General features: G+C 60.1%; 26 protein-coding genes. 21 read left to right on the plus strand and 5 right to left on the minus strand.

Translation table 11 applies throughout. The features are described 5' to 3' along the window. Positions 1-118: 118 nt before the first annotated feature. On the minus strand, positions 119-487 hold the full coding sequence (locus tag ACZ1HA_RS00825; protein ID WP_375228817.1) for a MerR family transcriptional regulator: 369 nt from the start codon (positions 485-487) through the stop codon (positions 119-121). Positions 488-618: 131 nt separating this feature from the next. Between ACZ1HA_RS00825 and ACZ1HA_RS00830 the strand changes: the two genes are divergently transcribed. The 4 genes from ACZ1HA_RS00830 (at position 619) to ACZ1HA_RS00845 (ending at position 3,993) form a co-directional block, all read left to right on the plus strand. Next, the gene (locus ACZ1HA_RS00830; RefSeq protein WP_472712496.1) at positions 619-1,041 is read left to right on the plus strand and encodes a PaaI family thioesterase; all 423 of its coding nucleotides are present in this window, start codon (positions 619-621) and stop codon (positions 1,039-1,041) included. Next, positions 1,038-1,553: a PaaI family thioesterase gene (locus ACZ1HA_RS00835; protein WP_472712497.1), complete on the plus strand. Its 516-nt coding sequence runs from the start codon at positions 1,038-1,040 to the stop codon at positions 1,551-1,553. Before ACZ1HA_RS00830 ends, ACZ1HA_RS00835 begins: the two co-directional genes overlap by 4 nt. Beyond that, positions 1,546-2,880 carry an MATE family efflux transporter gene (locus ACZ1HA_RS00840; RefSeq protein ID WP_472712498.1) on the plus strand — a complete coding sequence of 445 codons (1,335 nt, stop codon included), beginning with the start codon at positions 1,546-1,548 and terminating at the stop codon, positions 2,878-2,880. Before ACZ1HA_RS00835 ends, ACZ1HA_RS00840 begins: the two co-directional genes overlap by 8 nt. 138 nt (positions 2,881-3,018) lie before the next feature. Next, positions 3,019-3,993, plus strand: a complete 975-nt coding sequence (locus tag ACZ1HA_RS00845) for a DUF1194 domain-containing protein (protein ID WP_472712499.1) — start codon at positions 3,019-3,021, stop codon at positions 3,991-3,993. 5 nt (positions 3,994-3,998) lie between these two features. On the opposite strand, the gene ACZ1HA_RS00850 is transcribed toward ACZ1HA_RS00845, so the two are convergent. Next, the gene (locus tag ACZ1HA_RS00850; RefSeq protein WP_472712500.1) at positions 3,999-5,042 is read right to left on the minus strand and encodes a quinone-dependent dihydroorotate dehydrogenase; all 1,044 of its coding nucleotides are present in this window, start codon (positions 5,040-5,042) and stop codon (positions 3,999-4,001) included. A gap of 25 nt (positions 5,043-5,067) precedes the next feature. After that, complete coding sequence (locus ACZ1HA_RS00855; RefSeq protein ID WP_472712501.1) at positions 5,068-5,418, minus strand: DUF952 domain-containing protein; 351 nt, start codon at positions 5,416-5,418, stop codon at positions 5,068-5,070. 148 nt (positions 5,419-5,566) lie between these two features. Between ACZ1HA_RS00855 and ACZ1HA_RS00860 the strand changes: the two genes are divergently transcribed. Next, positions 5,567-7,126, plus strand: a complete 1,560-nt coding sequence (locus tag ACZ1HA_RS00860) for a bifunctional metallophosphatase/5'-nucleotidase (RefSeq protein WP_472712502.1) — start codon at positions 5,567-5,569, stop codon at positions 7,124-7,126. A gap of 99 nt (positions 7,127-7,225) precedes the next feature. After that, on the plus strand, positions 7,226-7,903 hold the full coding sequence (locus ACZ1HA_RS00865; RefSeq protein ID WP_472712503.1) for an SOS response-associated peptidase: 678 nt from the start codon (positions 7,226-7,228) through the stop codon (positions 7,901-7,903). 6 nt (positions 7,904-7,909) lie between these two features. On the opposite strand, the gene ACZ1HA_RS00870 is transcribed toward ACZ1HA_RS00865, so the two are convergent. Then, positions 7,910-8,254, minus strand: a complete 345-nt coding sequence (locus ACZ1HA_RS00870) for a cupredoxin domain-containing protein (RefSeq protein ID WP_472712504.1) — start codon at positions 8,252-8,254, stop codon at positions 7,910-7,912. Positions 8,255-8,413: 159 nt separating this feature from the next. Further along, on the minus strand, positions 8,414-9,334 hold the full coding sequence (locus tag ACZ1HA_RS00875) for a LysR substrate-binding domain-containing protein (RefSeq protein ID WP_472712505.1): 921 nt from the start codon (positions 9,332-9,334) through the stop codon (positions 8,414-8,416). A gap of 110 nt (positions 9,335-9,444) precedes the next feature. Between ACZ1HA_RS00875 and ACZ1HA_RS00880 the strand changes: the two genes are divergently transcribed. The 15 genes from ACZ1HA_RS00880 to ACZ1HA_RS00950 all read left to right on the plus strand — a co-directional run bounded on the left by ACZ1HA_RS00880 (position 9,445) and on the right by ACZ1HA_RS00950 (position 25,443). Next, the gene (locus ACZ1HA_RS00880) at positions 9,445-10,668 is read left to right on the plus strand and encodes an acyl-CoA dehydrogenase (RefSeq protein WP_375228806.1); all 1,224 of its coding nucleotides are present in this window, start codon (positions 9,445-9,447) and stop codon (positions 10,666-10,668) included. 388 nt (positions 10,669-11,056) lie between these two features. Further along, a complete protein-coding gene (locus ACZ1HA_RS00885; protein ID WP_472712506.1) occupies positions 11,057-12,112 on the plus strand; it encodes an ABC transporter ATP-binding protein in 1,056 nt (351 codons plus the stop codon). An 83-nt stretch (positions 12,113-12,195) separates the two neighbouring features. Then, positions 12,196-13,416 (plus strand): ABC transporter substrate-binding protein, encoded by a 1,221-nt coding sequence (locus ACZ1HA_RS00890; RefSeq protein WP_472712507.1) that lies wholly within the window; start codon positions 12,196-12,198, stop codon positions 13,414-13,416. A gap of 125 nt (positions 13,417-13,541) precedes the next feature. Continuing rightward, a complete protein-coding gene (locus tag ACZ1HA_RS00895; protein ID WP_375228803.1) occupies positions 13,542-14,567 on the plus strand; it encodes a carbohydrate ABC transporter permease in 1,026 nt (341 codons plus the stop codon). Continuing rightward, positions 14,567-15,724, plus strand: coding sequence for a carbohydrate ABC transporter permease (locus tag ACZ1HA_RS00900; protein ID WP_436397921.1), 1,158 nt, complete (start codon positions 14,567-14,569; stop codon positions 15,722-15,724). Before ACZ1HA_RS00895 ends, ACZ1HA_RS00900 begins: the two co-directional genes overlap by 1 nt. 128 nt (positions 15,725-15,852) lie before the next feature. Next, complete coding sequence (locus ACZ1HA_RS00905; RefSeq protein WP_472712508.1) at positions 15,853-16,383, plus strand: ester cyclase; 531 nt, start codon at positions 15,853-15,855, stop codon at positions 16,381-16,383. Between the two features lie 12 nt (positions 16,384-16,395). Continuing rightward, a complete protein-coding gene (gene hisD / locus ACZ1HA_RS00910) occupies positions 16,396-17,724 on the plus strand; it encodes a histidinol dehydrogenase (protein ID WP_472712509.1) in 1,329 nt (442 codons plus the stop codon). Positions 17,725-17,731: 7 nt separating this feature from the next. Continuing rightward, positions 17,732-18,739 carry a nuclear transport factor 2 family protein gene (locus ACZ1HA_RS00915; RefSeq protein ID WP_472712510.1) on the plus strand — a complete coding sequence of 336 codons (1,008 nt, stop codon included), beginning with the start codon at positions 17,732-17,734 and terminating at the stop codon, positions 18,737-18,739. Next, entirely contained in the window at positions 18,736-19,785 is a 1,050-nt protein-coding gene (locus tag ACZ1HA_RS00920) for an ester cyclase (RefSeq protein WP_472712511.1), read from the plus strand. Before ACZ1HA_RS00915 ends, ACZ1HA_RS00920 begins: the two co-directional genes overlap by 4 nt. 49 nt (positions 19,786-19,834) lie before the next feature. Continuing rightward, positions 19,835-20,542, plus strand: coding sequence for an SDR family NAD(P)-dependent oxidoreductase (locus ACZ1HA_RS00925; protein ID WP_375228798.1), 708 nt, complete (start codon positions 19,835-19,837; stop codon positions 20,540-20,542). A gap of 39 nt (positions 20,543-20,581) precedes the next feature. Continuing rightward, positions 20,582-21,589, plus strand: coding sequence for a LacI family DNA-binding transcriptional regulator (locus ACZ1HA_RS00930; protein WP_472712512.1), 1,008 nt, complete (start codon positions 20,582-20,584; stop codon positions 21,587-21,589). A 4-nt stretch (positions 21,590-21,593) separates the two neighbouring features. Next, positions 21,594-22,562, plus strand: coding sequence for a nuclear transport factor 2 family protein (locus tag ACZ1HA_RS00935; protein ID WP_472712513.1), 969 nt, complete (start codon positions 21,594-21,596; stop codon positions 22,560-22,562). Positions 22,563-22,586: 24 nt separating this feature from the next. Continuing rightward, positions 22,587-23,198 (plus strand): pyridoxamine 5'-phosphate oxidase family protein, encoded by a 612-nt coding sequence (locus ACZ1HA_RS00940; protein WP_472712514.1) that lies wholly within the window; start codon positions 22,587-22,589, stop codon positions 23,196-23,198. Further along, positions 23,195-24,163 (plus strand): cupin domain-containing protein, encoded by a 969-nt coding sequence (locus tag ACZ1HA_RS00945; RefSeq protein ID WP_472712515.1) that lies wholly within the window; start codon positions 23,195-23,197, stop codon positions 24,161-24,163. Before ACZ1HA_RS00940 ends, ACZ1HA_RS00945 begins: the two co-directional genes overlap by 4 nt. Before the next feature lie 77 nt (positions 24,164-24,240). Beyond that, positions 24,241-25,443 carry a hypothetical protein gene (locus ACZ1HA_RS00950; RefSeq protein WP_472712516.1) on the plus strand — a complete coding sequence of 401 codons (1,203 nt, stop codon included), beginning with the start codon at positions 24,241-24,243 and terminating at the stop codon, positions 25,441-25,443. Positions 25,444-25,468: the final 25 nt, after the last annotated feature.

Below are 25,468 nucleotides of genomic sequence, written 5' to 3' on the forward strand. Positions count from 1 at the left end.
GGTAAATTGCTGAAAATAAGTATTTTTTCAGGGTATTGCGCGCAACCCAGACGCAGCACCGGCTTCGGATACTCACGGCGCAGCGCTCGATGATCTTGGCTGGTGCCAGCGGGTACCTTCAGCCCAGTGAGGCCTCGGTGTCGTCACGGAGCTTTTTGAGTTCAGACATTGCGTCTTCCAGCTGGGCCTTGTCTTCGGCAAGCTGTGTCAGCTGCCGGTCGGCCAGATCGATCCAGGCGCGCATCTGGGCCTCGTTGCCGTCGTTTTCATAGATCAGCAGCCACTGGCGGATGTCCTCAAGCTGAAAACCGAATTTCCGGCCTCTGAGGATGAGCTTCATCCGGGCCCGTTCCCGCGGGCCGTAAAACCGTGCCCGACCTTCCCGGTCAGGCTGCAGCAGCTCAATATACTCGTAATACCGCAGCGTGCGGGGCGTCACGTCGAATTCCGCGCACATCTCTTTAAATGTCAGACGATCTGATGCCATCTTTATTTCTCTCCCGCATTGAGGGTAGGACGGCTGCAACGCAAGCGCAACTCCCGCACTTGATCCTGGCGCATGTCTGCGCTGATAAAGGAGCGCGCGGGCCTGCCACGTGGCAACGGAGCACTCAGAGAATGACGTCCAAAACCAAAATCGCCAGACAATTCATCGAGGCGATTCCCCACAGCAAGGCGCTGGGCATGCAATTGACCGACCTTCAGGACGGCGTTGCCGTGATCGAAATGCCCTATGATGAAAAGCTGGTCGGCGATCCCGAAACGGGCGTGATCCATGGCGGCGCGGTATCCGCCCTGATGGATACATGCTGTGGCGCCGCCGTTATGGCGCATCCCGAAAATCCGGGCGGGACGGCCACGATTGATCTGCGTATTGACTACATGCGCGCGGCAAAGCCCGGGCAGCGGATCACTGCGCGCGCAACCTGTTATCATGTGACACGCACCGTCGCATTCGTGCGGGCGACAGCCACGGACGAGGACACGGAAAACCCGGTGGCTGCGGCGACCGGTGCCTTCACGGTGGAGGGTCGCAGATGAAATCCCCGCGACGTCCGCCGGAACCCGTTCAGGTCATCAAACAGCGGCGCGACACAACGCTGCGCGCTTTGGTGTCCGGTGTTCCCTACATTCAGTTTCTCGGCATCCATTTTGAGCGGCGCGGCGACGAGCTGACCGGTATTCTGCCATTTGATCAGAAACTCATTGGCAACCCGATGCTGCCAGCGATCCATGGCGGGGTTACAGCCGCCTTTCTGGAAGTGACGGCCATCATCACGCTGAGCTGGACCTACCTTTGGGAGGATGTGGAATCGGGTGCGATAGACGCCAGCGGTCTTGAAGAGAAAGGGTTGCCGAGGCTGCCAAAAACAATTGATATTTCAACAGATTATCTGCGGTCAGGCCTGCCACGAGATGCCTATGCGCGTGCCCGGATCGTGCGGTCTGGCCGGCGGTATGCCAGCGTGCATGTAGAGGCCTGGCAGGATAACCGGGACCGGTTGTTTGCTCAGGCGACCGGTCATTTTCTGATGCCCCAAAAGCGTGACTGACGCTGCATCTGAAGCCCGTGCGGCGGTCAGTCACCGACGGGTTCTGCGGATTGCGCTGCCCATTGTGCTGTCGAATGCAACGGTACCGATACTGGGGGCCGTTGACGTCGGTGTGGTCGGGCAGATGGGCGAGGCGGCGCCCATCGGCGCAGTGGGGCTCGGGGCAATTATACTGTCCACCGTCTACTGGATCTTCGGGTTTCTGCGCATGGGAACCGTCGGGCTTGTGGGGCAGGCTGAGGGGGCCGGTGATAAGGCGGAGGTATCGGCCTGGCTGACCCGGGCACTGCTGGTTGCGGTTGCCGCGGGCATCGGGCTGATCGTGCTGCAGCCGCTGGTGTTCTGGGCCGCGCTGTCGCTGGCCCCGGCGAGCCCGGAAGTTGAGGGTCTGGCCTATACTTACCTCAGCATCCGCATCTGGACGGCTCCGGCGGCAATTGCCGTCTACGCGCTGACGGGCTGGCTTGTGGCCATGGAGAAAACGGCGGGCGTTTTCTGGGTGCAGCTTGTGATGAACGGTGTGAATATCCTGCTGGATCTGCTGTTTGTGCTTGTGTTCGACTGGGGTGTGGGCGGCGTGGCCGTTGCAACGGTGATCGCCGAGATCACGGGTGCCGCGCTGGCGCTCTGGTTCTGCCGGGACGCATTTGCGCGACCGGACTGGCGGGACTGGTCACGCATTTTTGATCGGGCCAAACTGATACGGATGGCGCTGCTGAACACTGATATCCTGCTGCGTTCGGCGATGCTGATGGTCATTTTCTCGTCCTTTGTGTTTATCGGAGCGCGTTTTGGCGACGTGACGCTGGCGGCGAACGAGGTGTTGATCCAGCTGATGTATATCACCGCCTATGCGATGGACGGGTTCGCCTTTGCCGCTGAAACCCTGATCGCGCGCGCGATCGGACGTGGTGACCGCGCATTTGTGCGCCGATCGGCGATTGTGACCTCGACCTGGGGACTTGTAGTCTGTGTGAGCCTCGCGCTGGTTTTTGGCGTGACAGGCGGCTGGATTATCGACCTGATGGCCAAAGACACAGGTGTTCAGGCAACAGCGCGCGAATTCCTGCCCTATATGGTGGCCGCGCCGCTTGTCGGCTGTGCAGCCTGGATGCTGGACGGCATCTTCATCGGTGCCACGCGCAGCCGCGACATGCGGAACATGATGGCGCTGAGTTTTGTCATTTACTGGGGGGCGATTTTCACCCTGTTGCCGCTGATGGGCAATCATGGCCTCTGGCTCGCGCTTCTGATCTCGTTCGTGGCCCGGGGGCTGACGCTGGGAATGCGGTATCCGGCGCTGGAACGACACGCAGGCGCCAGCTGAAAAATCCGTTTATGGGAACGTTTTCCGGACCGTGACTGCGCCGGTGCGGGCCGCAAAGCTGTTGTTAACGTCTTTTTGTCATAACCTTTGCCCAAGTAATGCCGGTGGGAGTTGGCCGTACCTGAAAGGAGACGGCAGATGTATTCGAACTGCGCATGGCGCCCGCATCTCTTTGTTGTGCTGGGCATAATCCTTACAGTCTTTGCATGGACCGCCCGGGCCGGTGACGCGGGAGCCCTGCGGTATGCCTCCGGACAGGCGGACGTGAATGATCCGACGCGTGTTGATATCGCTCTGGTTCTGGCCGTTGACGTGTCCTCTTCAATCAGCTCGCATGAACGGCGGTTTCAGCGCGAAGCCTACGCCAAAGCGCTGAGTGACCGCCGGGTCGCCGCGATGGCGCTGGGCGGTGGCGCCGGCCGCGTGGCCATTGCCTATATGGAATGGAGCGGGAAACGGTATCAGCGTGTGCACCTGCCGATCCGGGTTATGTCATCGCACGCGGATATGGTTCAGTTTGCCAATGACATCCTGAATATCGAGGATACCCCGAACGATCCGATGTACCTGCAGCCCACTGCGGTCGGGGACGCGCTGCTGGCGGCGGAAGTCGCAATGTCCGCGCTGCGTGTGTCCGCGCGGGACTATATCATCGACATTTCCGGCGATGGGGTGATCAACGATGGATTTGCCGTGCTGACGGCGCGCGATCATCTGTTGTCCATGGGGCTGACGGTGAACGGCCTGCCGATTGAGGTGACGGGCGAGCCGCCGGCCTTTGAAGACCCCGCTTTCCGCCGTGTGGCCGACTTTTACGCGGACTGCGTGATTGGCGGGCCTGGCGCTTTCCACCTTGTGGCGCGCGGTTTCGGGGATGTTCGGGAAACCCTGGTCATGAAGCTGATGCTGGAAATGGCACAGCTGCCGTCTGCGGAGAAAAACCGGCTTGCTGCTGCCTGGAACAGCGGAGACATGGGACAGGTGGCCCGTATTCTGCCCGCCGTTGTGCTGCAGCTGAACCCTCAGGCGCAGCCGCAACCGGAAGAAAAGCGCAGGGCAAACTGCGGTGAACGGCAGACCAGTGCGGACAATCCGTTCCGGGCAAGGCCCTGAGGGGATTACAGCCAGTCGTCGCGACCAGTGCCTGTGGCCTCCGCAACCGACGCAAAGCCATCCCTGGCCAGCAGGGCATCGAGGTCACGGAGAATGCGGCCCACGAGCGACATGCCGCCATAGACCAGCGCCGTGTAAAGCTGCACAGCCGTCGCCCCGGCCCGGATTTTGGCATATGCCTGCGCCCCGCTGGACACGCCACCAACGCCAATGAGTGGCATGTCCGTGAGCGCTGAAAGCTGTGCCAGGACCCGGGTGGATTTCTCAAAGAGTGGCTGGCCGGACAGCCCGCCGGCTTCCGGTGCATGCGGGCTCTTCAGACCGTCACGGTCCAGCGTGGTATTGGTTGCGATGATGCCGTGAATGCCCGCGTTGGCCGCCACAGCAACAATGTCCTTCAAATCTGTGTCCGTCAGGTCGGGCGCAATTTTGAGAAAAACGGGCGTGTCTCCGCGTACCGCCATGACCCCGTCCAGCAGCGCTGCGAGGGCTTCCGGACCCTGCAGATCGCGCAGCTTTTCCGTATTGGGCGACGACACGTTCACGGTGGCGAAATCCACATGCGCACGCATTGTGCTGAGCACGGTCGCAAAATCGCCCGCGCGGTCCGCGCTGTCTTTGTTGGCCCCGAGGTTTACACCTACCGGTACATCTGCGGCCCCTGACGCCAGCCTTTCGGCAATTCTGTGCATGCCGTCGTTGTTAAAGCCGAACCGGTTTATCGCAGCATCGTCTTCGGTCAGCCGAAAGAGACGCGGCCGCGCGTTACCGGGTTGAGGACGCGGCGTGGCGGCCCCTGTTTCGACAAAGCCGAAACCCGCGCGTGACAACGCCGGCACAGCTTCGGCGTTTTTGTCAAAACCAGCGGCAAGTCCCAGCGGATTTGCCAGTTCAATACCCGCAAGACCTGTGCGCAACCGTTCAGAGGTCACCGGGCCTGGAGCTGGCGCCAGACCGAGGTTCAGAGCCCGCAATGCCAGACCATGCGCAGTTTCTGGATTCATGCGGCGCAACAGAGGCAGCCCGGCTTTCTCCAGCAACTCCTTCACGGTCTGATACCTGCCTGACCGGTTCTCATGCGTCCCCGATCCCCAGACCGGCCGGGAAAACATGGCTGCCGTTCTCAAACGGCAATGGTTGCGCCCAGGCAACGTCCTCAAGCCGCAGCACTCTGTAAAGGTGCGGGAAAAGCTGACCGCCACGCGACGGTTCCCATTTCAGAGCCTCCCCGAGCCGGTCTGTCTCTACTCCGAGAAGCATCAGATCGTCTTCTCCGGCAAAGTGTTTTGCGGCGGTTTCTGCCGCCTGGTCAGCCGTTGAAAAATGCACGTAGCCATCAGCGACATCAATCGGTGCGCCGGTGGTTTCGCCCGCTGCACGCAGTTCTGCCCATTCGGGCGCGCGGAAAATCTTGTATATGATCATGAGGTGCTCTTGCCCTGTGCCCGATGCCGGGTCAAGTGCCTGCCCTGCGCGCTTTGACGCTGCGACAGGCGGTAATTTGCAAGACAGGCTTTGACACCCGGAAACTGCCGGGTCACCATGCCCGGGAAGTCTTCTGAGGGGAAATTTTATGAAACGATTCCTGACCGCAACTGCGGCACTCGCACTGACCTCCGGCATGGCGTCGGCAGAGTATACGCTGCACATTCTGCACACCAACGACATGCACAGCCGGATTGAGTCGATCAACAAATACGATTCGACCTGCAACGCGGACGGCGAGGCCGAAGGCAAGTGCTTTGGCGGCATTGCGCGCGTCAAGACGGCCATCGACGAGAAACGGGCTAGCCTGAGCGATGAAAACGTCGTCGTCCTTGATGCTGGTGACCCGTTCCAGGGGTCGCTCTTCTACAGCACGTATAAGGGCGCGGCCGAAGCCGAGTTTATGGAAAAAATCGGCTATGATGCGATGGCTGTGGGCAACCACGAGTTTGATGATGGCCCCGCGGGGCTGGCCGATTTCGTCGATGTTGTATCCTTCCCGGTGATTTCCGGCAACCTCGATCTGTCCGGCGAGCCGCTGCTCGACGGGAAAGTCGGCAATCATGTTGTGCTCGAAGTGGGCGGCAAGCGTATCGGAATCGTCTCGGCGCTGGCGACCGATACGGTCGAGACATCCAGCCCGGGTGACGGCGTCGTTTTCCAGGATGAAATTGAAGCGCTGACCGCAGATGTCGCAGCCCTTGAGGCCGAAGGTGTCGATATCATTATCGCGCTGAACCATGTCGGCTACAGAAAAGACGCGGCTATTGCTGCTGCCGTCCCCGGCGTAGATGTCGTGATCGGCGGGCACAGTCATACGCTGATGTCGAATGATGACGCGGACACGCCGGCGTACCCCGAGATGGTGAATGGCACACCCGTCGCGCAGGCTTATGCCTACACCAAATACCTCGGCCATCTGACCGTGACATTTGACGACGCGGGTAACGTGACTGCGGCGTCCGGTGATCCGATTGTGCTGGATGCATCCGTCACCCCTGACGCGGGCTTCGCGGCGCGGATTGCGGAAATGGGGGCACCCATTGAAGAGCTGAAGCAGAAGGTCGTTGCACAGGCGGCTGAGGAAATCGTCGGCGCACGTGACGTCTGCCGGGCCGAAGAATGCACAATGGGCAACCTGATCGCCGATGCGATGCTGGACCGTGTCAAAGACCAGGGCATCGAAATCGCAATCCAGAACGGCGGCGGTATCCGTGCCAGCATTGACGCCGGTGAGGTGACGATGGGCGAAGTTCTGACCGTTCTGCCGTTCCAGAACACGCTCAGCACGTTCCAGGTTGACGGAGCAACGATCGTTGCCGCGCTCGAGAATGGTGTGAGCCAGATCGAGGATGGTGCCGGCCGCTTCCCTCAGGTCGCGGGCATGAGCTATGCCTTTGACATTTCCAAACCTGCCGGCAGCCGCGTGAGTGATGTTATGGTCGGTGGCGCGCCGATCGATCCCGGCAAGCTTTATGGTGTGGTGTCGAACAACTACGTCCGCAATGGCGGCGACGGGTACAAAATGTTCCGTGACGCGCAGAATGCCTATGACTTTGGGCCGGACCTTGCGGATGTAACGGCTGATTTCATTCAGGCGAACGCTCCCTACACGCCGTACACAGACGGTCGGATTACTGCTAAGTAAATTCAGACTATTCGGAAAAAATGATGCGCCCGCGGCACCGCGGGCGCATTTTTTGGCCCGCTTATGGTGCCGGAATGAGCCTGTGATTACTGTGACGGAATGTGTGGACGTTTTGCCGTAACGCTGCCGCAGGATGCGATGGCGCAGCTTTTCAGTGCGCAGCCGGACAATGATCTGCCGGATGTGCCCAACTACAACGTATGTCCGACCACCGGGATCCACGTGGTTGTCGGCGGCGCTGAAGCACCCCGGCGCCTTGTGACGATGCGCTGGGGTTTTCTGCCGCACTGGTACAAAAAACCGTCAGGCGGGCCGCTTCTCATCAATGCCAGGGCCGAGACGATCGCGGAAAAGCCGGCTTTTCGCGATGCTGCGCGGCACAGACGGGCACTTATTGTGGCAGATGGATTTTATGAATGGACAAAGACCCCGGAAGGCGCGCGGGATCCCTGGTTTATCCGGCCTTCGACAGGGGACCCTATGGTCATGGCCGCTGTCTGGCAGGACTGGAACGGTCCGGACGGAGAGACGCAGCGCACCTGCGCGATTGTCACAACGGCGGCGACCGGCCGGATGGCTGAAATTCATCACCGGATGCCGGTCCTCCTGAAGCCTGAGGATTTCGGGCTCTGGCTGGGCGAGGAGGGCCACGGTGCCGCGGTTCTGATGAGGGCCGCGCCCGATGATGATCTTGTCCAGTACCGTGTTGACCGCGCGGTTAATTCAAACCGGGCGTCCGGCCCTGAGCTTATTGAACCATGGGAGCCCGGCGACTGACGGCGTTCAGTTCCCGTTGTTTTCGTCGCCCGCACGCAGCAGACCGCCCGAAAAACGACCTGTGCTGTCCTGGAATCCGCCGGCCATTTCTCCGGACACTGACATGATCAGTTCCTGACCTTCGCCGATTTCCAGCGTTTCCCATAGACCATCCTGATGCCGGACACTGTGAGTGCTGCCGCTGACATTGACAAAGCGGACGGTATCCCCTTCGCGCACCTCTGTCACATCAGGGAAATAGGATGCGGCAAGGATGAATATAACGTGCTCACGCGCTTCCTGCGCGGCAATGCTGAATGGGGCCAGTCCGAGAAAGAACATGGTAACAAACGAAACAGAACAAACTCGCAAAACAACTTCCTCAGACCGGCCCCACCCAATCAGCAGATGAAGATTGAGATAAATTTGAATTGAGACTGAAATGGGCCGCAGCAATGTCCCGGTAGCGGCATTTGGGCTGCGCACAGAGTGTTTCCGATGCGGCTACAATGTTATAAATAAAGTGTTTTTCTAGCTATGAGGGAAGGAGGTCCCGACAGGGGTAGCGGTTTCGACCTGACCTGCCAGCCATGACCGGAATGCTGCAAGCGCCGGTTCTTCGGCACGGTCTGATGGCCAGACCAGATAGTAACTGCCAATGCTTTCCGTCGTGCGCTCAGAGGCCAGGGTCAGCTGTCCGCCGTCCAGATAGGGCTGCGCAAAGAACGTCGGCAGAAGCGCCACGCCCAGGCCATGAATGGCTGCCTGCGCCATGGTTGAGAACTGATCAAACATCATGCCCGGGGCTGGTTCGGCTTCGACGCCAATGGCGCGGAACCATCTGGCCCAGCCGCGTGGCCGGGTATCAAGGTGCAGCAGACCACAGGTCAGAAGAGCGGCCGGGTCGGGCACGGTGCCACCGAAGAGGTCCGGCGCACAGACGGGCACAACCATCTCAGGCATGAGCGGCAGGAAGTCCGCACCGGGCCAGTCCTCGCGCCCGAAATGGATTGCAGCATCAAAGGTGCTTGTGCGGAAATCGAATGGCGCCAGTCTGGTTGCGAGATTTACGGTGACTTCCGGATGCAGTCTCGCGAAGTCCTGCAGACGTGGTGCCAGCCAGTGCATTCCGAATGCCGGCAGGATCGACAGATTGAGCGCGCCGCCGGTACTGTCTGTCCGCGCCGCGACGGAGGCCCTTGCAAGGTTCATCAGGACGTTGCGCACTTCGGTGACATACGCGCTGCCGGCAGGTGTGAGAGTCAGGCCGCGACCTTTGCGAATCAGCAGAGAAACCTCCAGCTGTTCTTCCAGCGTGCGCAGCTGACGGCTGACTGCGCTTTGCGTCAGTGAAAGCTCTGCGGCCGCCAGGGTGGCGCTGCCAAGCCGCGCGACTGCTTCAAAACACAGCAGGGCGGAGACGGATGGCAGAAAACGGCGGGGCGCAATCATATGACTTTTTCTCATATCTGAGGAAACAAAGCTTCGTTAGTCATTCCGCGCGGCATTTGCAATAATGCTGCCGAACCACACGTTTGTTCCGTCATCTGAAAGGGAAAGTCATGAATGCTGAAGCGCCTGTCCTGAAAGCCAAGGATGCTCCCGATCTGGGGTCCTTTGACTGGTCTGACCCGTTCCGGCTGTCTGACCAGCTCAGCGAGGATGAGCGCATGATCCGCGACAGTGCCGCCGCCTACGCGCAGGAAAAACTGCAGCCACGGGTCGTGGAAGCTTTTGCGGACGAAACGGTGGAGCCGGGTATCTTCCGCGAAATGGGGGATATGGGGCTGCTGGGGGTGACCTGCCCGGAGGAATATGGCGGCCTCGGCGGCTCCTATGTTTCCTACGGGCTTGTAGCGCGGGAGGTGGAGCGCGTGGACTCCGGGTACCGCTCGATGATGTCGGTGCAGTCCAGCCTCGTTATCTATCCGATTTACGCATACGGGTCGGAGGCCCAGCGGAAAAAATATCTGCCGAAACTCTGCGCTGGCGAGTGGATCGGCTGTTTCGGCCTGACAGAGCCGGATGCTGGTTCTGACCCTGCGGGTATGAAGACGCGTGCAGAAAAAACCGCAAACGGATATCGCCTAACAGGTTCCAAGATGTGGATTTCAAATGCCCCGATCGCCGATGTGTTTGTGATCTGGGCCAAGTCAGAAGAGCATGGTGGCCGTATACGTGGCTTCATCCTTGAAAAGGGGATGGATGGCCTGAGTGCGCCAAAGGTTGGCAACAAGCTGTCGCTCCGCACGTCGGTGACCGGAGAAGTCGTCATGGACGGCGTCGAGGTTGGCGAGGATGCGCTGCTGCCGAATGTGCAGGGGCTGAAGGGCCCGTTCGGATGTCTGAACCGGGCGCGATATGGTATCAGCTGGGGCTCGATGGGGGCGGCAGAATTCTGCTGGCATGCCGCACGTCAGTACGGTCTGGATCGCCATCAGTTCGGCAAGCCGCTTGCCGGCACACAGCTGTTCCAGAAAAAGCTGGCAGACATGATGACAGAGATTTCGCTCGGTCTGCAGGCCTCTTTGCAGGTGGGTCGTCTGCTGGATGCAGCCAACGCCGCGCCGGAAATGATCAGCATCGTCAAGCGGAACAACTGCGGCAAAGCGCTGGAAATTGCGCGCCAGTCGCGCGACATGCACGGCGGGAACGGCATCTCCGGTGAGTTCCAGGTGATACGGCACATGATGAACCTGGAAACGGTGAATACCTATGAGGGCACGCACGATGTTCATGCGCTGATCCTTGGTCGCGCCCAGACTGGTATCCAGGCTTTCTTCTGAAGCGGGCTACAGCCGCATGATTCGCGCGCATCCTGCCGGTCGGGGTGCGCGTTATTCGTTCCAGCACCTTTGATTTGCATTGATGCTCCGGCGTTTGCCCGCCTTCAGGACCGGGCCGTCCTGTCACGGTCTGTCATATGAACGTGCATGCAAAAAGTTCCATCCGTGCAGGGCCCCTGAGCACACGAAACGCCAGATTTTCCTGACCCTCTGATCTTTTTCATCAATCCGGCGCGGGCTGCACCCGTACTGGTTGCAGATCGGGCGTTCCGCGACCCTCAGGCAGGAATTTTGCACACGTTTGCAAAAAATCCTTGCCAAGTGTTAACCGTGCTGACTAGCGTTAAGCAACGCCCGGATTGTGCGGGCTGTGTCAGTGGGGGGCACCATGGCCGAAATTCAACTGCGCAATGTAAACAAACGCTGGGGCAACTTTGTCGGGGTCGACAATTTCGACCTGACAATTGCTGATCAGGAATTTCTGGTGCTGCTGGGGCCGTCAGGCTGCGGAAAAACCACGACGATGCGTATGATTGCGGGCCTTGAGGATGCAACCGATGGCGAGATTGTCATCGATGGGCGCGTCGTCAATGACCTGGACCCCAAAGACCGCGACGTGGCCATGGTTTTCCAGTCCTATGGCCTCTACCCGAACATGAATGTCTATGAGAATATCCGCTTCCCGCTGAAGGTGCGCAAAGTGCCGGATGGCGAGCATGATGAGCGTGTGCGCCGCGCGTCTGCGATGGTTGAGCTGGACGATTTCCTGCACCGCAAACCGGCCGAGCTGTCCGGCGGTCAGCGTCAGCGTGTGGCACTGGCCCGTGCGATTGTACGTGAGCCGAACGTCTTTCTTATGGACGAGCCGCTTTCAAACCTGGATGCCAAGCTCCGTGTGTCGACACGCGCCCAGATCAAGAACCTCAGTCACGAGCTGAAGGTCACAACCGTTTATGTGACGCACGACCAGATCGAAGCGATGACGCTGGCCGATCGTGTCGTCGTCATGAAACAGGGCAAGGTCCAGCAGGTCGGTACTCCGACCGAGATTTACGACAACCCCGCGAACACATTTGTTGCCAGCTTTATCGGCAGCCCGGCCATGAACCTGATGGATGGCGAGATCTCGGGCGGGACCTTTACCGGCGTTAATGTCGAGATTAGTGGTCTGTCAGCGCCGGATGGCCCGGTGACGCTGGGTTTCCGCGCAGAGGACGCCACGCTGGCCGAGACCGGAACCGGTCAGATCAACGCGCCGGTCTACACAATTGAGCTGCTGGGGGATGCGACGATGCTGACCGTTCGCGCAGGAGGGCAGCTTATATCGGTCAAAGCACACAAGGAATTCCGGGCAGAGATCGGGGATATGATCTCCTTCTCCGTGCCGGTCGCCATCTGTCACCTGTTTGACAGGGACAGCGGGATGCGGATCAGCGCGTCCTGACAGGATCACGTCCCCGGCAGGGGGCCAAAAAAGGGTGCAGCCTTGCAAGATGCACCCGCGTAAACGCAACAGGGAGTTTGCATATGTTTTTGAAAAGAATTGCACTGGCGGGCGCGGTCTCGCTTATGGGGAGCGCTGCATTCGCAGCCTGCTCATATGAAAATGACGTGCCGCTCAAATCACTGTCCGCTGGCTTTGAGGCGTGGAAAGCTGTCACGGACGCGATGTCAGAGTGCGGTAACTTCCAGGCCGAGCTCGATCAGGAGTTCCGCAAGAAACAACCGGCCGCCTTTGAGGCGAACCCGTCGCTCTATCAGATCGGTGGTGTGTCAAACGGCACCATCACGCCGCTGCTGAATGCAGGCACGATCCGTCCGCTGGACGATCTGGTAGAGAAATACGGCCAGAACCTCAGCCCCAACCAGCTGATCCGCATCAACGGTCAGATCATGGCTGTGGCAATGATGGTGAACACGCAGCACCTGATGTACCGCTCGGACATCCTGGCGGATCTGGGCATCGCGACCCCGACCACATGGGATGAGGTTTACGCGGCGGCTGCAAAAATCAAGGAAGCGGGTGTTGTGGATTACCCACTGGGTGCCACGATGAAGTCCGGCTGGAACCTGGCGCAGGAATTCGTCAACATGTACCCCGGCCACGGCGGTACGTTCTTTAATGACGACAACACAACTGCGGTGAATTCGGACGCCGGTCTTGCGGCACTTGCGACCATGAAGCAGGCGCTCGAATACACCGATCCGGAAGTGCTGGTCAGCGATTCCACATACGTTCAGCAGCAGTTCCAGCAGGGTAAAATTGCTATGGCGAACCTCTGGGCGAGCCGCGCGGGTGCGATGAACGATGAAGCTGAAAGCGAAGTCGTGGGCAAGGTTGCGATGGCCGCAGCACCCAAGGCAACTGCGGACGGTGCACCGGCTACCACGCTTTGGTGGGACGGTATCGTGATCGCCAAAAACATCTCTGATGAAGAAGCCGATGCGGCATTCCGTCTGGCGATGGAAGGTCTCGACAAAGAGATGGTGACAGGTGCAAACGACGCGGCAATCTGGCTGGTCAATGGCTATCAGCCGACGGACATCGCCAAGGGTGCCATCGAAACGGCGACCGCAAACCCGGCACCGCCAGCATATCCTTCCACCACGCAGATGGGTCTGCTGCACACAGCGCTGGGCAATGAGCTGCCCTCTTTCCTGACTGGCGAGCGTGACGCAGCGGCTACTCTTGTCGCAATCGAAGAAGCCTACACCACGTCAGCAAAAGAAGCCGGCGTGCTGAAGTAACAAAGACAGCTGGCCGGATCCGTCCGGCCAGCGCCCCACCGGGGATTTTGCAAAGCCGCATACAGTGCTGTTTTGCAAAACCATCCGGACGCATTGCAAACCAACCCGGCGCAGGGAGTAAACCCATGAAGTTCAAGACATTTGCAGCCTTTGTTGGCCCGTCGGTCTTTATGATGCTCCTGTTTATTGCCGCACCGCTGGTGAGCGTCTTTATCCAGAGTTTTCAGGTCACGCAGCCGATCCTCGAGCAGGTCGAGGTGGAAACCTGTACACCGGGCTTTCTGACGCAGACCTGCACGACGGAAATCAAATCGGTGCCGGTTCTGGATGAGAACGGCAAAACCATCACAGAGACCGAATGGGTGGGTTTGCAAAGCTACCAGAACGTTCTGCAGATGGACAAATTCTGGGAGGCCGTGGGTAACGGCAGCTGGAATGACATCATGCAGATCGATTTCTGGAAAGCGCTGCGTTTCACGCTGACCTTTACGCTCCTGACCCTGCCGCTGGTTGTCGGGGTGGGGCTTGCTGTGGCTCTGGCGGTGAACAACGCGACACGATCCATCCGCGGGCCGGTGATCTTTGTGTCGCTGCTGCCGTTTATTATCACGCCGGTGATCGGGTCGCTTTCCATTTACTGGCTGTTTGTCGGAGACGGCATTCTCACGGCCATGCTGGAGCGCTGGACCGGGACAAACATCTCTATGTTCGCCCAGGCCTGGACGATTGAGATGCTGATGTATTTCTATCAGGTCTGGCACGTCGCGCCTTTTGCTTTCGTAATCTTCTATGCGGGGCTGCAGACCGTGAACATGGACACGCTTGAATCTGCGGTGATCGACGGGGCCAGCCGGTGGGAACGTCTGCGCCATGTGATCATCCCTCACCTGATGCCGCTGATCATTTTCATCGCACTGATCCACCTGATGGACACGTACCGTGCTTTTGAGGTGATTGTCGGGTTCCGCAGCCAGGCGCATGTGATCTCGCTGCAGTGGCTGACCTACGACTTCATGACCCCGGATGACGCAGGCAACCGGGCGATCTCGCGGGCCTCGGCATCCGCGATGCTGACAATGATCGGGATTGTCGTCCTGCTGATCCTGCCGCTGCGCCGCACATGGCGCGACCACAAAGGGAGTGCTCACTGATGTCTACCCCCAAAGCCATGCAGCAGTCGTTTGCACTGCGTCTGTCGTCCGGTGCGTTCCTGGCGTTCTGGTGTCTGCTTGCGGCCTTCCCGATCTTCTGGATCGCGGTGATGAGCTTCAAATCGCCTGTGGACGCATTCGCGGACAGCCCGTGGGACGTGATCACAGGCCCGGCAACGCGCGCCGCGGGCAACGGTCTGTCAGTCATCGACGTCGTGCTTGGGCTGGTCGTGCTTTATTTCTCGATCCGCTGGGCCTTTACCCGGCTGCCCGGACTGGTGCGCCAGTTCTGCCCACCGGCTTATATCGCGCTGGGCTGGGTATTCGGAGCGGTGCTTTATGCAGTTGCTTTCGTGCTGGTATTCTTTGGCATTATGCCGCTGCTTCTGGGTCCCCTGAACAGCCTGCTTGGGCCTTTGGGTGCGCCGGTTCTGGGTCTCACGACTGAGCACTATGTTGCTGTCTGGGCCGAGAATGAATTCTACCGGAACTTCCTGAACTCGATGCTGGTTACCGCAGGCGTTGTGACCATCTCGCTGACGGTAGGCACACTTGCGGGCTATGGCCTCGCGCGCTCCGGGTCTGATCTGGCGTTCTGGCTGCTGATCCTGGCGCTTGTTTTCCGCGCGCTGCCGCACTCGGTGCTCGTGGCCGGTTACCTGCCGGTTTTCATCAATTCCTCGGAAATTCTGCGGCCCATTCTGGGAGAGGGCGCGCCCACGCTTTACGGGCAGCCGTGGGCAGTCATTGCCGTTCTCGTGGCGATCAACCAGCCTTTCACGATCTGGATGCTGCGCAGCTTTTTCCAGAATATCCCGGCTGAGCTGGACGAGGCCGCGCGTGTCGATGGCTGCAGCCACTTTCAGGCGTTCCGCCGCGTGATCATGCCTGTGATGTGGCCGGGGGTGATCACAACGGGTCTTTTCAGCTTCCTTCTGGGCTACAACGACTTCCTCGTGACGTCGCTGCTGCTGGACGCTCAGAACCAGACGATGGTTCCGGCCATCGCGGGCTATTTCAACCGCGAAACCACAACGACCGACCAGGTCGAGGCTGTGGCGGCTGCGGTGTCCATCACGGCACCTCTCTTCCTGCTGGTTATGGTATTCCAGCGCCAGATCGTGAGCGGTCTGACAGCAGGAGCGGTGAAGGGCTGATGAGCAGGAATGCCAGATCAGGGCTGATGCAGCGCCACCCGGCGCTGAACCGGATGCCCCGGGATTTCATCAACGTGGCGCGCGCCTGATCCACGCGTTTCCACAATGATGAAGAAAGGAGGGTCCGGATGAAGGGCTCCAGACCAGAACAGGCCGTGCTGAGCAAAGACACGGACATGAGCAAAACAGACGAGACCCGCGCCGTGATCGAAGGCATGGTGGATGGGCTCAATGATCACCGCATTGATGATATCGGTGCCTTTTTCGCGGAAAGCTTCCGCTGGATGGGCAACCAGGGCTGCGGGACAAAAAACGGCCTGCGCGCGTTTCAGGACAACTGGCAGCGTCCGTTTCAGGCAGCATTCTCGGACAAGGTCTGTGTTGATGAGGCGCGGCTTTATATGGGCGAATGGGCGGCAGCCTTCGGGCGGCAGGAAGCAACCCATTCCGGCACGTTTATGGGGGTGGCGCCGACAGGGAAGCGGGTCGAGATCCGGTATATGGATTTCTGGAAAGTTGAGGAGGGGAAGATCACCGATAACTGGGTGATGGTGGATTTCCCGCATGTGCTGGCCCAGCTGGGTCTTGATGTTTTTGGTGGCGAAGGCTGGGAGGCCTTTGATCGCGGCGAAAAGACAGCGCCGCGCCCCGATCAGTGAGGAGCAAGAGAAATGGCGATTGAGTATCTGAAACGCGGAAAATCCGATGCCGAACGGGCGGATGATGACGCGAAAACACGCGCCGCGGTGGAAAGCACGCTCGCAGATATCGAGGCGCGTGGCGATGTGGCCGTGCGGGAACTGAGCGAGAAGTTTGACAACTACGCGCCGGCATCGTTTCGCCTGAGCCAGGATGAGATCGACGCGCTGATTGCACAGCTCAGCCCGCAGGAACTGCATGATATCGAATTCGCCCAGTCGCAGGTCCGTAACTTTGCTCAGGCGCAGCGGGACAGCATGCTCGACATCGAGGTCGAAACGATGCCCGGCGTTATTCTGGGCCATAAGAACATCCCGGTGCAGTCCGTTGGCTGCTACGTGCCGGGCGGTAAATTCCCGATGGTGGCTTCGGCCCATATGTCGGTGGCCACGGCCAGCGTTGCAGGTGTCCCGCGGATTATCGCCTGTACACCGCCCTTCAAAGGGCGACCCAACCCGGCTGTGATTGCCGCAATGCACCTGGGCGGCGCGCATGAGATTTACGTAATGGGGGGCATTCAGGCAGTTGGCGCCATGGCGATCGGCACCGAGACGATTGAACCGGTGCATATGCTGGTTGGGCCGGGCAATGCCTTTGTGGCCGAAGCCAAGCGTCAACTCTTTGGCCGTGTCGGCATCGACCTTTTCGCCGGTCCGACAGAGACGATGGTCATCGCTGATGAAACTGTAGACGCAGAGATGTGTGCAACGGACCTGCTGGGGCAGGCGGAGCACGGGTATAACTCGCCCGCGGTGCTGCTGACCAATTCGCGCAAACTGGCCGATGAAACGCTCGCAGAGATCGAACGCATTCTGACCATCCTGCCAACGGCAGACACCGCGCGCGTGAGCTGGGAGGAATACGGCGAGGTGATCCTCTGCGACACCTGGGACGAGATGCTGCAGGTCGCGGATGATGTCGCCTCCGAGCACGTCCAGGTGATGACCGAACGCGACGACTGGTTCCTCGAGAACATGACCTGCTATGGTGCGCTGTTCCTTGGGCCCCGCACGAACGTGGCCAACGGCGACAAGGTGATCGGCACGAACCACACTCTGCCCACCAAAAAGGCCGGGCGATACACCGGAGGTCTGTGGGTCGGAAAGTTCCTGAAAACCCACAGCTATCAGAAGGTCACCACGGATGAGGCTGCAGCAGAGATCGGCGCCTATGGCTCGCGCCTTTGCATGCTCGAAGGGTTTGTGGGTCACGCTGAACAGTGCAATCTGCGGGTCCGGCGCTATGGCGGTCTGAATGTTCCCTATGGCGAAGGTGCACCTGCAAAGGAAGCGGCGGAGTAGCCACAGGGTGCAGGAAAACCAGCGAAACAAAGAGACGGCGCTGAGGCTCTGGCAGGCACTGGACAATGATCCGGCGCAGGCGCTGTCCCTGTTGTCGGACGTCACGCACTGGCAGGGACCGGAACCGGTCGGGATTTGTGCATCGGGCGCAGACATTGTCGAGCGTCTGTTTGCGCCGCTGCGCCGGGCGATCCCTGGTCTGAAGCGGCAGACGCACCTCTTCATGGGCGGCCAATCCTCGGCACATGAAAGCGGCGCAGATGATGGCAGCTGGTGGGTTGCAGGCACCGGATACTACACAGGTCGGGCAACCGGCTCTGCATTCGGGATACCGGCCACAGACAGGACACTGCGGATCCGCTGGGGCGACTTTCTGCGTTTTGATGATGCCGGACGGATCGTGCATGCCCAGACCATCTGGGACTTTGTCGACTGGTTCGACCAGATCGGTCTGCCCGTTCTGCCTCCGCCGCGTGGGGCGGCACATGTCTATCCCGCGCCCACGGCTTATGACGGCGTTCTCGTGGGTGAACAGGATGTGTCCGAAACAGCAGAAACGCTCGATTTCGGGCGGCGGTTCATTTTTGGCGGGCTGAACAGCTTTGACGAGCAGGATCTGTCCAGCATGGGCATGGCGGGTTTTTTCCACCCCAATGTGAAGTGGTACGGTCCGGGTGGTATCGGGGCCTGCCTGTCGCTGGGTGAGTTCGAACAACTGCATCAGCAGCCCTGGCTCCGGGCGTTTCCGGACCGCAAGGTGATGCATCTGGAGAGCCTTTTTGCAGAGGATCGTCTGCTGGCGGCCTCCGGCCCCATGGGGGTTATTGGCACGCATGGCGGTCCCTATCTGGGTCACGCAGCCACCGGCAGTCCGATTGAAGTGTCGGGGCTGGATTTCTGGCTGCGCACAGGGGACCGGTTCACCGAAAACTGGGTCTTCGTCGACATGGTGCATCTCTTTGCGCAGATGGGCGTCGATCTCTTTGACAGAATGAAGGAACAGGTGCGCGCATGAGCGACCATCACGCATCCCAGAAAGATCTTATCGCCCCGGTCCGGGCCGCGATGTATGATTTCGACGCGCAGAAACTGCGCGCGGCGCTGAAACAGGCCTGTGCGCCTGATGTGGTCTTTCGCCTCGCGTTCCCGTTTGAAACCATCACCGGGACAGATGCCTGGATGGAAGGTGCCGTGATGCCGCTGGCAAAGGCGCTGCCGGATCTGGAGCGGCGTGATTTCATCGTCATTTCGGGGGCAACGCCCGAAGGGGCCGACTGGATCGGCTGCGGTGGCTATTATTGCGGCACGTTCGCGGCACCCTGGCTGGATATTCCGCCCACCGGCCATATGGTGCACCTGCGCTTTCACGAATTCTACCGTATCGAGGATGGTCGCATCGTGGAGATGCAGGCGTTGTGGGATATCCCGGAGGTGATGATGCAGGCGGGCGCCTGGCCTATGTCGCCATCGCTCGGGCGGGAGTGGCATGTGCCGGGGCCTGCGACCTGTGACGGGCTGAGCCAGGGGCCGGACGGCGAAGAGGCCGGGCGCCGTACCTGCGCGCGCATCATCGACATGCTCAACCATATGAAACGGCACCCCTCTCAGGGTGGGCCGGAAGTCATGGAGATGGAGCGCTTCTGGCATCCGAAGATGACCTGGTATGGCCCGTCGGGCATCGGGACGGGGCGGGGGATCAGCGGTTTTCGGAACTGGCATCAGATACCGTTCCTGAACGCCATGCCGGACCGTGGACAATACCTCGATGAAATCGAATACCACTTTTTTGGCGAGGGGCACTATGCCGCCGTGACCGGCTGGCCGAACATGTATCAGTCGATCACCAAAGGCGGATGGCTTGGCATCGCGCCACCGTGCAAAAAGATTGCGATGCGCAGCCTGGATTTCTGGCGGCTCGAAGGGGACCTGATCCGGGAAAACTGGGTTATGGTGGATCTGCTGCATATGTATGATCAGATTGGCGTGGATGTGCTGGCAAGGATGCGTGAATTCAACAAGGTGCGTGCCGGATTTGATCCGGAGACAGGAGTGGCACTGTGACCGGACTGCCCGAGCCCCCCGTTTTGATCTGACCGGCAGGCGGGCACTGGTGACCGGGGCGTCGTCCGGAATCGGGCTGGGATGTGCTGTGGCGCTTGCCGAAGCAGGCGCGCATGTGGTCTGTGCCGCGCGCCGCGCTGGCCCGCTGAAGGACGCAGTCAGCGCAATATCTGCCGCGGGCCTGTCTGCAGAGGCGATGACGCTGGATCAGACGGACCTTGATGCTGTCGGGGCCGCTTTTGATACCCCCTTTGACGTGGTGATCAATTCCGCGGGCCTGGCCCGGCACAGCCCTGCGACGCAGACGACGCCGGAGGATTTTGATGCGGTCATGAACATCAACCTGCGCAGCGCCTATTTCCTGTCGGCCCGCGCGGCAGATGCGCTGATCCGGACCGGGCGGAATGGGTCAATCATTCATATTTCAAGCCAGATGGGCCATGTGGGCGGCATAGACCGCGCGGTTTACTGTGCCTCGAAACATGCGCTTGAGGGGATGGTCAAAGCGATGGCCATTGAATGGGGCAAGGCCGGTGTGCGGATCAACACGATCTGCCCGACCTTTATCCGCACGCCCCTGACGGAAGGGACATTCTCCAACCCCGAGCGGCTGGCCTGGATCATGGAAAAGATCAAACTGCCCCGCGTGGGCGAGGTTGAGGACATCATGGGCGCAGCCGTTTTTCTGGCCTCGGATGCCTCTGCGATGATTACCGGTACGTCGATGCTGATCGATGGCGGCTGGACTGCGGGTTGATGCGGACGCGGGTGCATACGGTCCCGTACGGGGTGTGCCATGGGTAAGGTGACTTCTCTGGAAGTGGCCGAAAGGGCAGGGGTCAGCCGCTCTGCGGTCAGCCGTGTTTTCACGCCCGGCGCTTCCGTCAGCAAGCGTACCGCGGAAAAAGTGCGCAAGGCTGCGGCGCAGCTTGGCTACCGGCCCAATGTCATCGCGCGTTCGCTGATTACCGGGCGCAGCCGGATCATCGGGCTGGTCGTTGCCTATCTGGAAAACCAGTTTTACCCCGAAGCGATTGAACGTCTGTCCAAGGCGCTCCAGGCCAAAGGGTATCATGTGCTCGTTTTCATGGCCTCCAACGACCACGAAGCGACACAGACGGTTATCGACGAGCTGCTGGATTACCAGGTTGATGCCATCATCGCGGCTTCGGTCGGTTTGTCCAACGATCTGACCGAACGCTGCGAGGGTCTGGGCATCCCCATCGTGCTCTTTAACAGGCACCAGTATGATGACCGTCTGTCCAGCGTGACCTCCGACAATGTCGAAGGGGGACGCAAACTGGCAGAGTTTCTGGTTGCGGGGGGTCACAGCCGCATCGCGCATATCGCCGGCTGGGAAGGTGCCTCGACCCAGATCGACCGCGAAGCCGGGTTCATTGATGGCCTCCGGTCGGCGGGCCAATCGCTCTTTGACCGGAAGGCCGCTGACTTCAATTTCGAAAAGGCCAGATCGGTGGCGCGCGAGATGTTCACAGCGCCCGACCGTCCGGATGCTGTGTTTGTGGCCAATGACCATATGGCCTTTGCGGTGATGGACGTGCTGCGCTTTGAACTGGGCCTGTCGGTTCCACAGGATGTGTCCGTGGTGGGATATGACGACGTGGCACTTGCCTGCTGGCCCAGCTACGACCTGACAACGGTGCGCCAGCCAGCCAACCGTATGGTGGCCGAGACGGTCAGCGTGCTGATGGACCGGCTTGCCGATGCCGACACCTCACCCCGGCGTGTTGCCCTTGACGGGCCCCTCATTGTCCGCGGCTCCGCCCGCAAACCGAAGGAATAAGACTGTGCAAGGTTTCGATCCGAAATTCAGGGATTTTCCCGACTACATCCTGGGCATAACCAAAGAGATCTGGGAGGACCGGGGGATCTCGACGCTGCACCGGTATTACTCAGATGATATCGTGGTGCGCACACCGGCGTCTGTCGTGGTGGGCAATCAGAATGTCATCGGTGCCACGATGGCAACACTGGCGGAATTCCCGGACCGCACGCTGCTGGGCGAGGATGTGATCTGGTCCGGAACGCCCGAGGAAGGCATGCTGTCCTCGCACCGCCTGCTCAGCACGGCAACCCATATGCGGGACGGCGTCTATGGCAAAGCGACAGGCAAACCGCTGGTTTACCGCATCCTTGCGGACTGTCACGCGATCAACAACCAGATCAACGATGAATGGCTGATCCGCGATCAGGGCGCTATTGTCCGCCAGCTTGGTGTGGACCCCAAACAATACGCCGCTGACCTCATTGAAAAAGAGGGCGGACCCGACAACTGCGTTCAGCCGTTCAGCCCGGCAATTGACCAGCCCGGGCCGTACAAAGGGCGTGGCAACGACAACGAATGGGGCCAGAAGTACGCCGACATCCTGACGCGGATCATGGGCGCGGATATGGCTGCTATCCCCACAGAGTATGACCGTGCGGTGCATGCGGAATACCCGGGCGGTATCAGCGCGCACAGCCATCCGGCGGTCGATCAGTTCTGGATGGGCCTGCGCGCCTCGTTCCCGGACGCCGTATTCCGGATTGATCATCAGATCGGGCGCGACGATCCGCTGATGCCGCCCCGTGCCGCCCTGCGCTGGTCGCTGACGGGTAAGCACAGCGGCTGGGGCACATTCGGCGCTCCGACAGGCGCGGACATTTACCTGATGGGCATCTGTCACGCGGAGTTCGGTCCATGGGGACTGCGGCGGGAATATGTGATCTATGATGAGACAGCGGTCTGGAAGCAGATTCTGCTGCAGACAGGCTGACCGGTGGAGAGCTTCGGTAAACTGATGTTCACGCCGGCGGTGGCGGCCGAGCAGATCGCACAGGGGTCGCGTGACATGTGCAGCCGTATCGCAGAGGCCCCGGCGCCGGATGCGCTGGGTCCGGATGAGGCGGCCTTTCTGACCTCGCGGACATCGGTTTACCTGGCGAGCACGTCGGAAAGCGGCTGGCCCTATATCCAGCACCGGGGCGGCCCGCGCGGTTTCATGAAAGTGCTGGACGGAACGACGATCGGCTTTGCGGACTACCGTGGCAACCGCCAGTACATCACAACCGGCAACCTGCGTGGAGACGACCGGGTGTCTGTTTTTGCAATGGATTACCCGCGCAAAGCCCGCCTGAAACTGCAGGGCCATGCCACGATGATCCCCGCTGATGCGGATCCGGAGCTTGCAGCAAGGCTTGCGACAGAGGGCGAAGGCCGTGTCGAGCGCGTACTGACAATCCGTGTGGTGGCCTTTGACTGGAACTGTCCGCAGTTCATCACACCCCGTTTTGACACCAGCGAGATCGCGGCTCTGGTCGCGCCTGAACTGGAACGCCTGGAAACCCGGAACGCAGAGCTGGTCGCCGAGATCGCCAGGCTGCGGGCCGACAACGAAAGAGAAGAGAAATGACACCAGCCGAGATGGAAGCCCGTATCGTGCGATACGGTGATCTGCAGCCCTGCAAAACCGCCTTTATTGACGCGCATACCCCCGGAAGTGATCAGAAGGAGAACTTTACGATCATCGGTGGTGGTGTATCTGAGAGCCCTGACCAGCATGTGCATATTGCCCTGCCGCATGGTTTCAATATCGGGGCTGCCGGACAGCCACCGAAATGCCGCAACAGTCTGCACAGTCACCGCACGGCGGAGGTGTTCTTTGTGCTCTCCGGGCGCTGGCGGTTCTTCTGGGGGCGCTGGGGTGACGCGGGAGAAGTTGTTCTGGAGCAGGGCGATATCTTTAACATCCCGACGGGAATTTTCCGCGGCTTTGAGAATATCGGTGATGATTACGGGATGATCATGGCCATTCTGGGCGGCGATGATGCCGGCGGCGGCGTTATCTGGGCCCCGCAGGTGATCGAGGACGCACAGGCGCACGGGCTTGTTCTGTCGGAACAGGGCAAACTCTATGACAGCAAGAAAGGTGAGACGCTGCCGGAAGGTGTAAAGCCCATGCCGCTGCTGAGCGACGAAGATCTCACGGCCTATCCCGAACCTGCGTCGGCTGATGTCGTACCGGGTTACGTGGCGCGCTACTGGGATATGGTCGCGATGGCCGACCGCGCGCCGGCAAAGGTCATCGGCGAGGCTGGTATGCTGCGCGACCGGCCTGGGTTTGAGGTGGAATTTGTCACCCGCGCCTCAGCCACTGACGCGATGCATGCGCATGACAAACCTTCGGTTCTGATGCCGGTGCGCGGGCACTGGCGGGTCACCTGGGAAGGCGGGACGGCCACACTGGCACCCGGCGACACGATGTCGGTACCGGAAAACCTGATGCACAGCGTTGTGCCGTCGATGACCGGTGACGCAGGGCTATACCACATTGTGGCGACAGATGACCCGGCCGGAGCCACATGGACAGAAAAATGAACACTGTTCAAAAAATGATTTGAACGGCAGCTGCAAATTTACTATCAAGTTCATGAACGATGTTCATGGAGTGAGAGATGTATACGATTGCTGATACAGAAATGCTTGTGGAAGAGGGTGTTATCTCCCGGTCAGCTGCGGGAATCATCCACAGCCGGGCACGCGCGGCGATGGTCACAATGGCCATCAACACGCTGCTCTGCGCCGGTATTCTGGCTGCAACCTTCGGGCTGATCTTCTGGCTGGCGAATGCTTTTGCAGTGGCTGTTTCCGGAGCGCTTCTGGTGATGGCAGGCGTTGTAACGCTGCGCAAGGGGGCGGATATCTACGCGATGTTCGGCAATGCGGCAGCGCTGATCGGGGCGGGGATGCTGCTGGGCGGCGCCGGTTTCGAGCTTATCGACAAATATGAAGAGATCGCGGGCATCGTCATGACGCTCGGAGGGCTCGTGGCGGGTGCCGCTGCTGCCTGGGCGTTTGTGACTGCCCGGCTGACCACCGGTTTCGTGACCGGTGCTGTGATGCTGATGGCCGTTGCGCTGCACCTGACAGGTCTGGGGATACTGATCAGCGATTTTGATCTCAGTGGGCTGCCCGTTGCGGTCTTCTGGCTCTATGCCGCTGCGGTCGTTGCAGGCGCGGGCTGGCTCACCGATGTTCGGTTTGTGTCGGCGCTCGCCATCGCGCCCTTTGCCCAGGCGCTGGACACAGGCACGTTTTATTTCCAAGCGGCCTATGTCTTTTATTCGCCCGAATCCACGCTCTCGATCCTGCAGATGACGGGCCTCATCGCACTGATGCTGTGGCTCTCGAAAGTGGGCACTGAACGCACGTCCCGACATGCACGCATCCACGTGATGATGGGCTTTGTCGTCGCCAATCTCTGTGCGCTGGTCGGCAGCCTGTGGGGGGATACCGTCGGGCAGACCGTCTGGGGGCCGGGCCAGAATTCGTGGCGCTCTGGCATGAGTTACGAGGCATGGAGCGATGCCATGACAGCTTTCCGGGCGACGGCGCTTGTGATCAGCGAACATGTATACGCGGTCGGCTGGGCTCTGGCCTTGGCGGCGGTGATCTTCGTGGCGGCGCACCGCAATATGCGCGGACTTTTCAATGCAGGTGTGACATTTGCGGGTATCCATGCCTACACGCAGGTTTTCGAGACCTTCTACGATGAACCGCTGGCCTGGGTGATCGGTGGATTTGCTGCTATCCCGCTGGCATGGGGGATGTGGCGTCTGAACCTGTGGTTCATGGCGCGGCAGGCGCCTCCGGTGTAACAGAAGAATGGCCTGCCTCATGGGC

Source organism: Roseobacter sp. S87, from assembly GCF_055693285.1.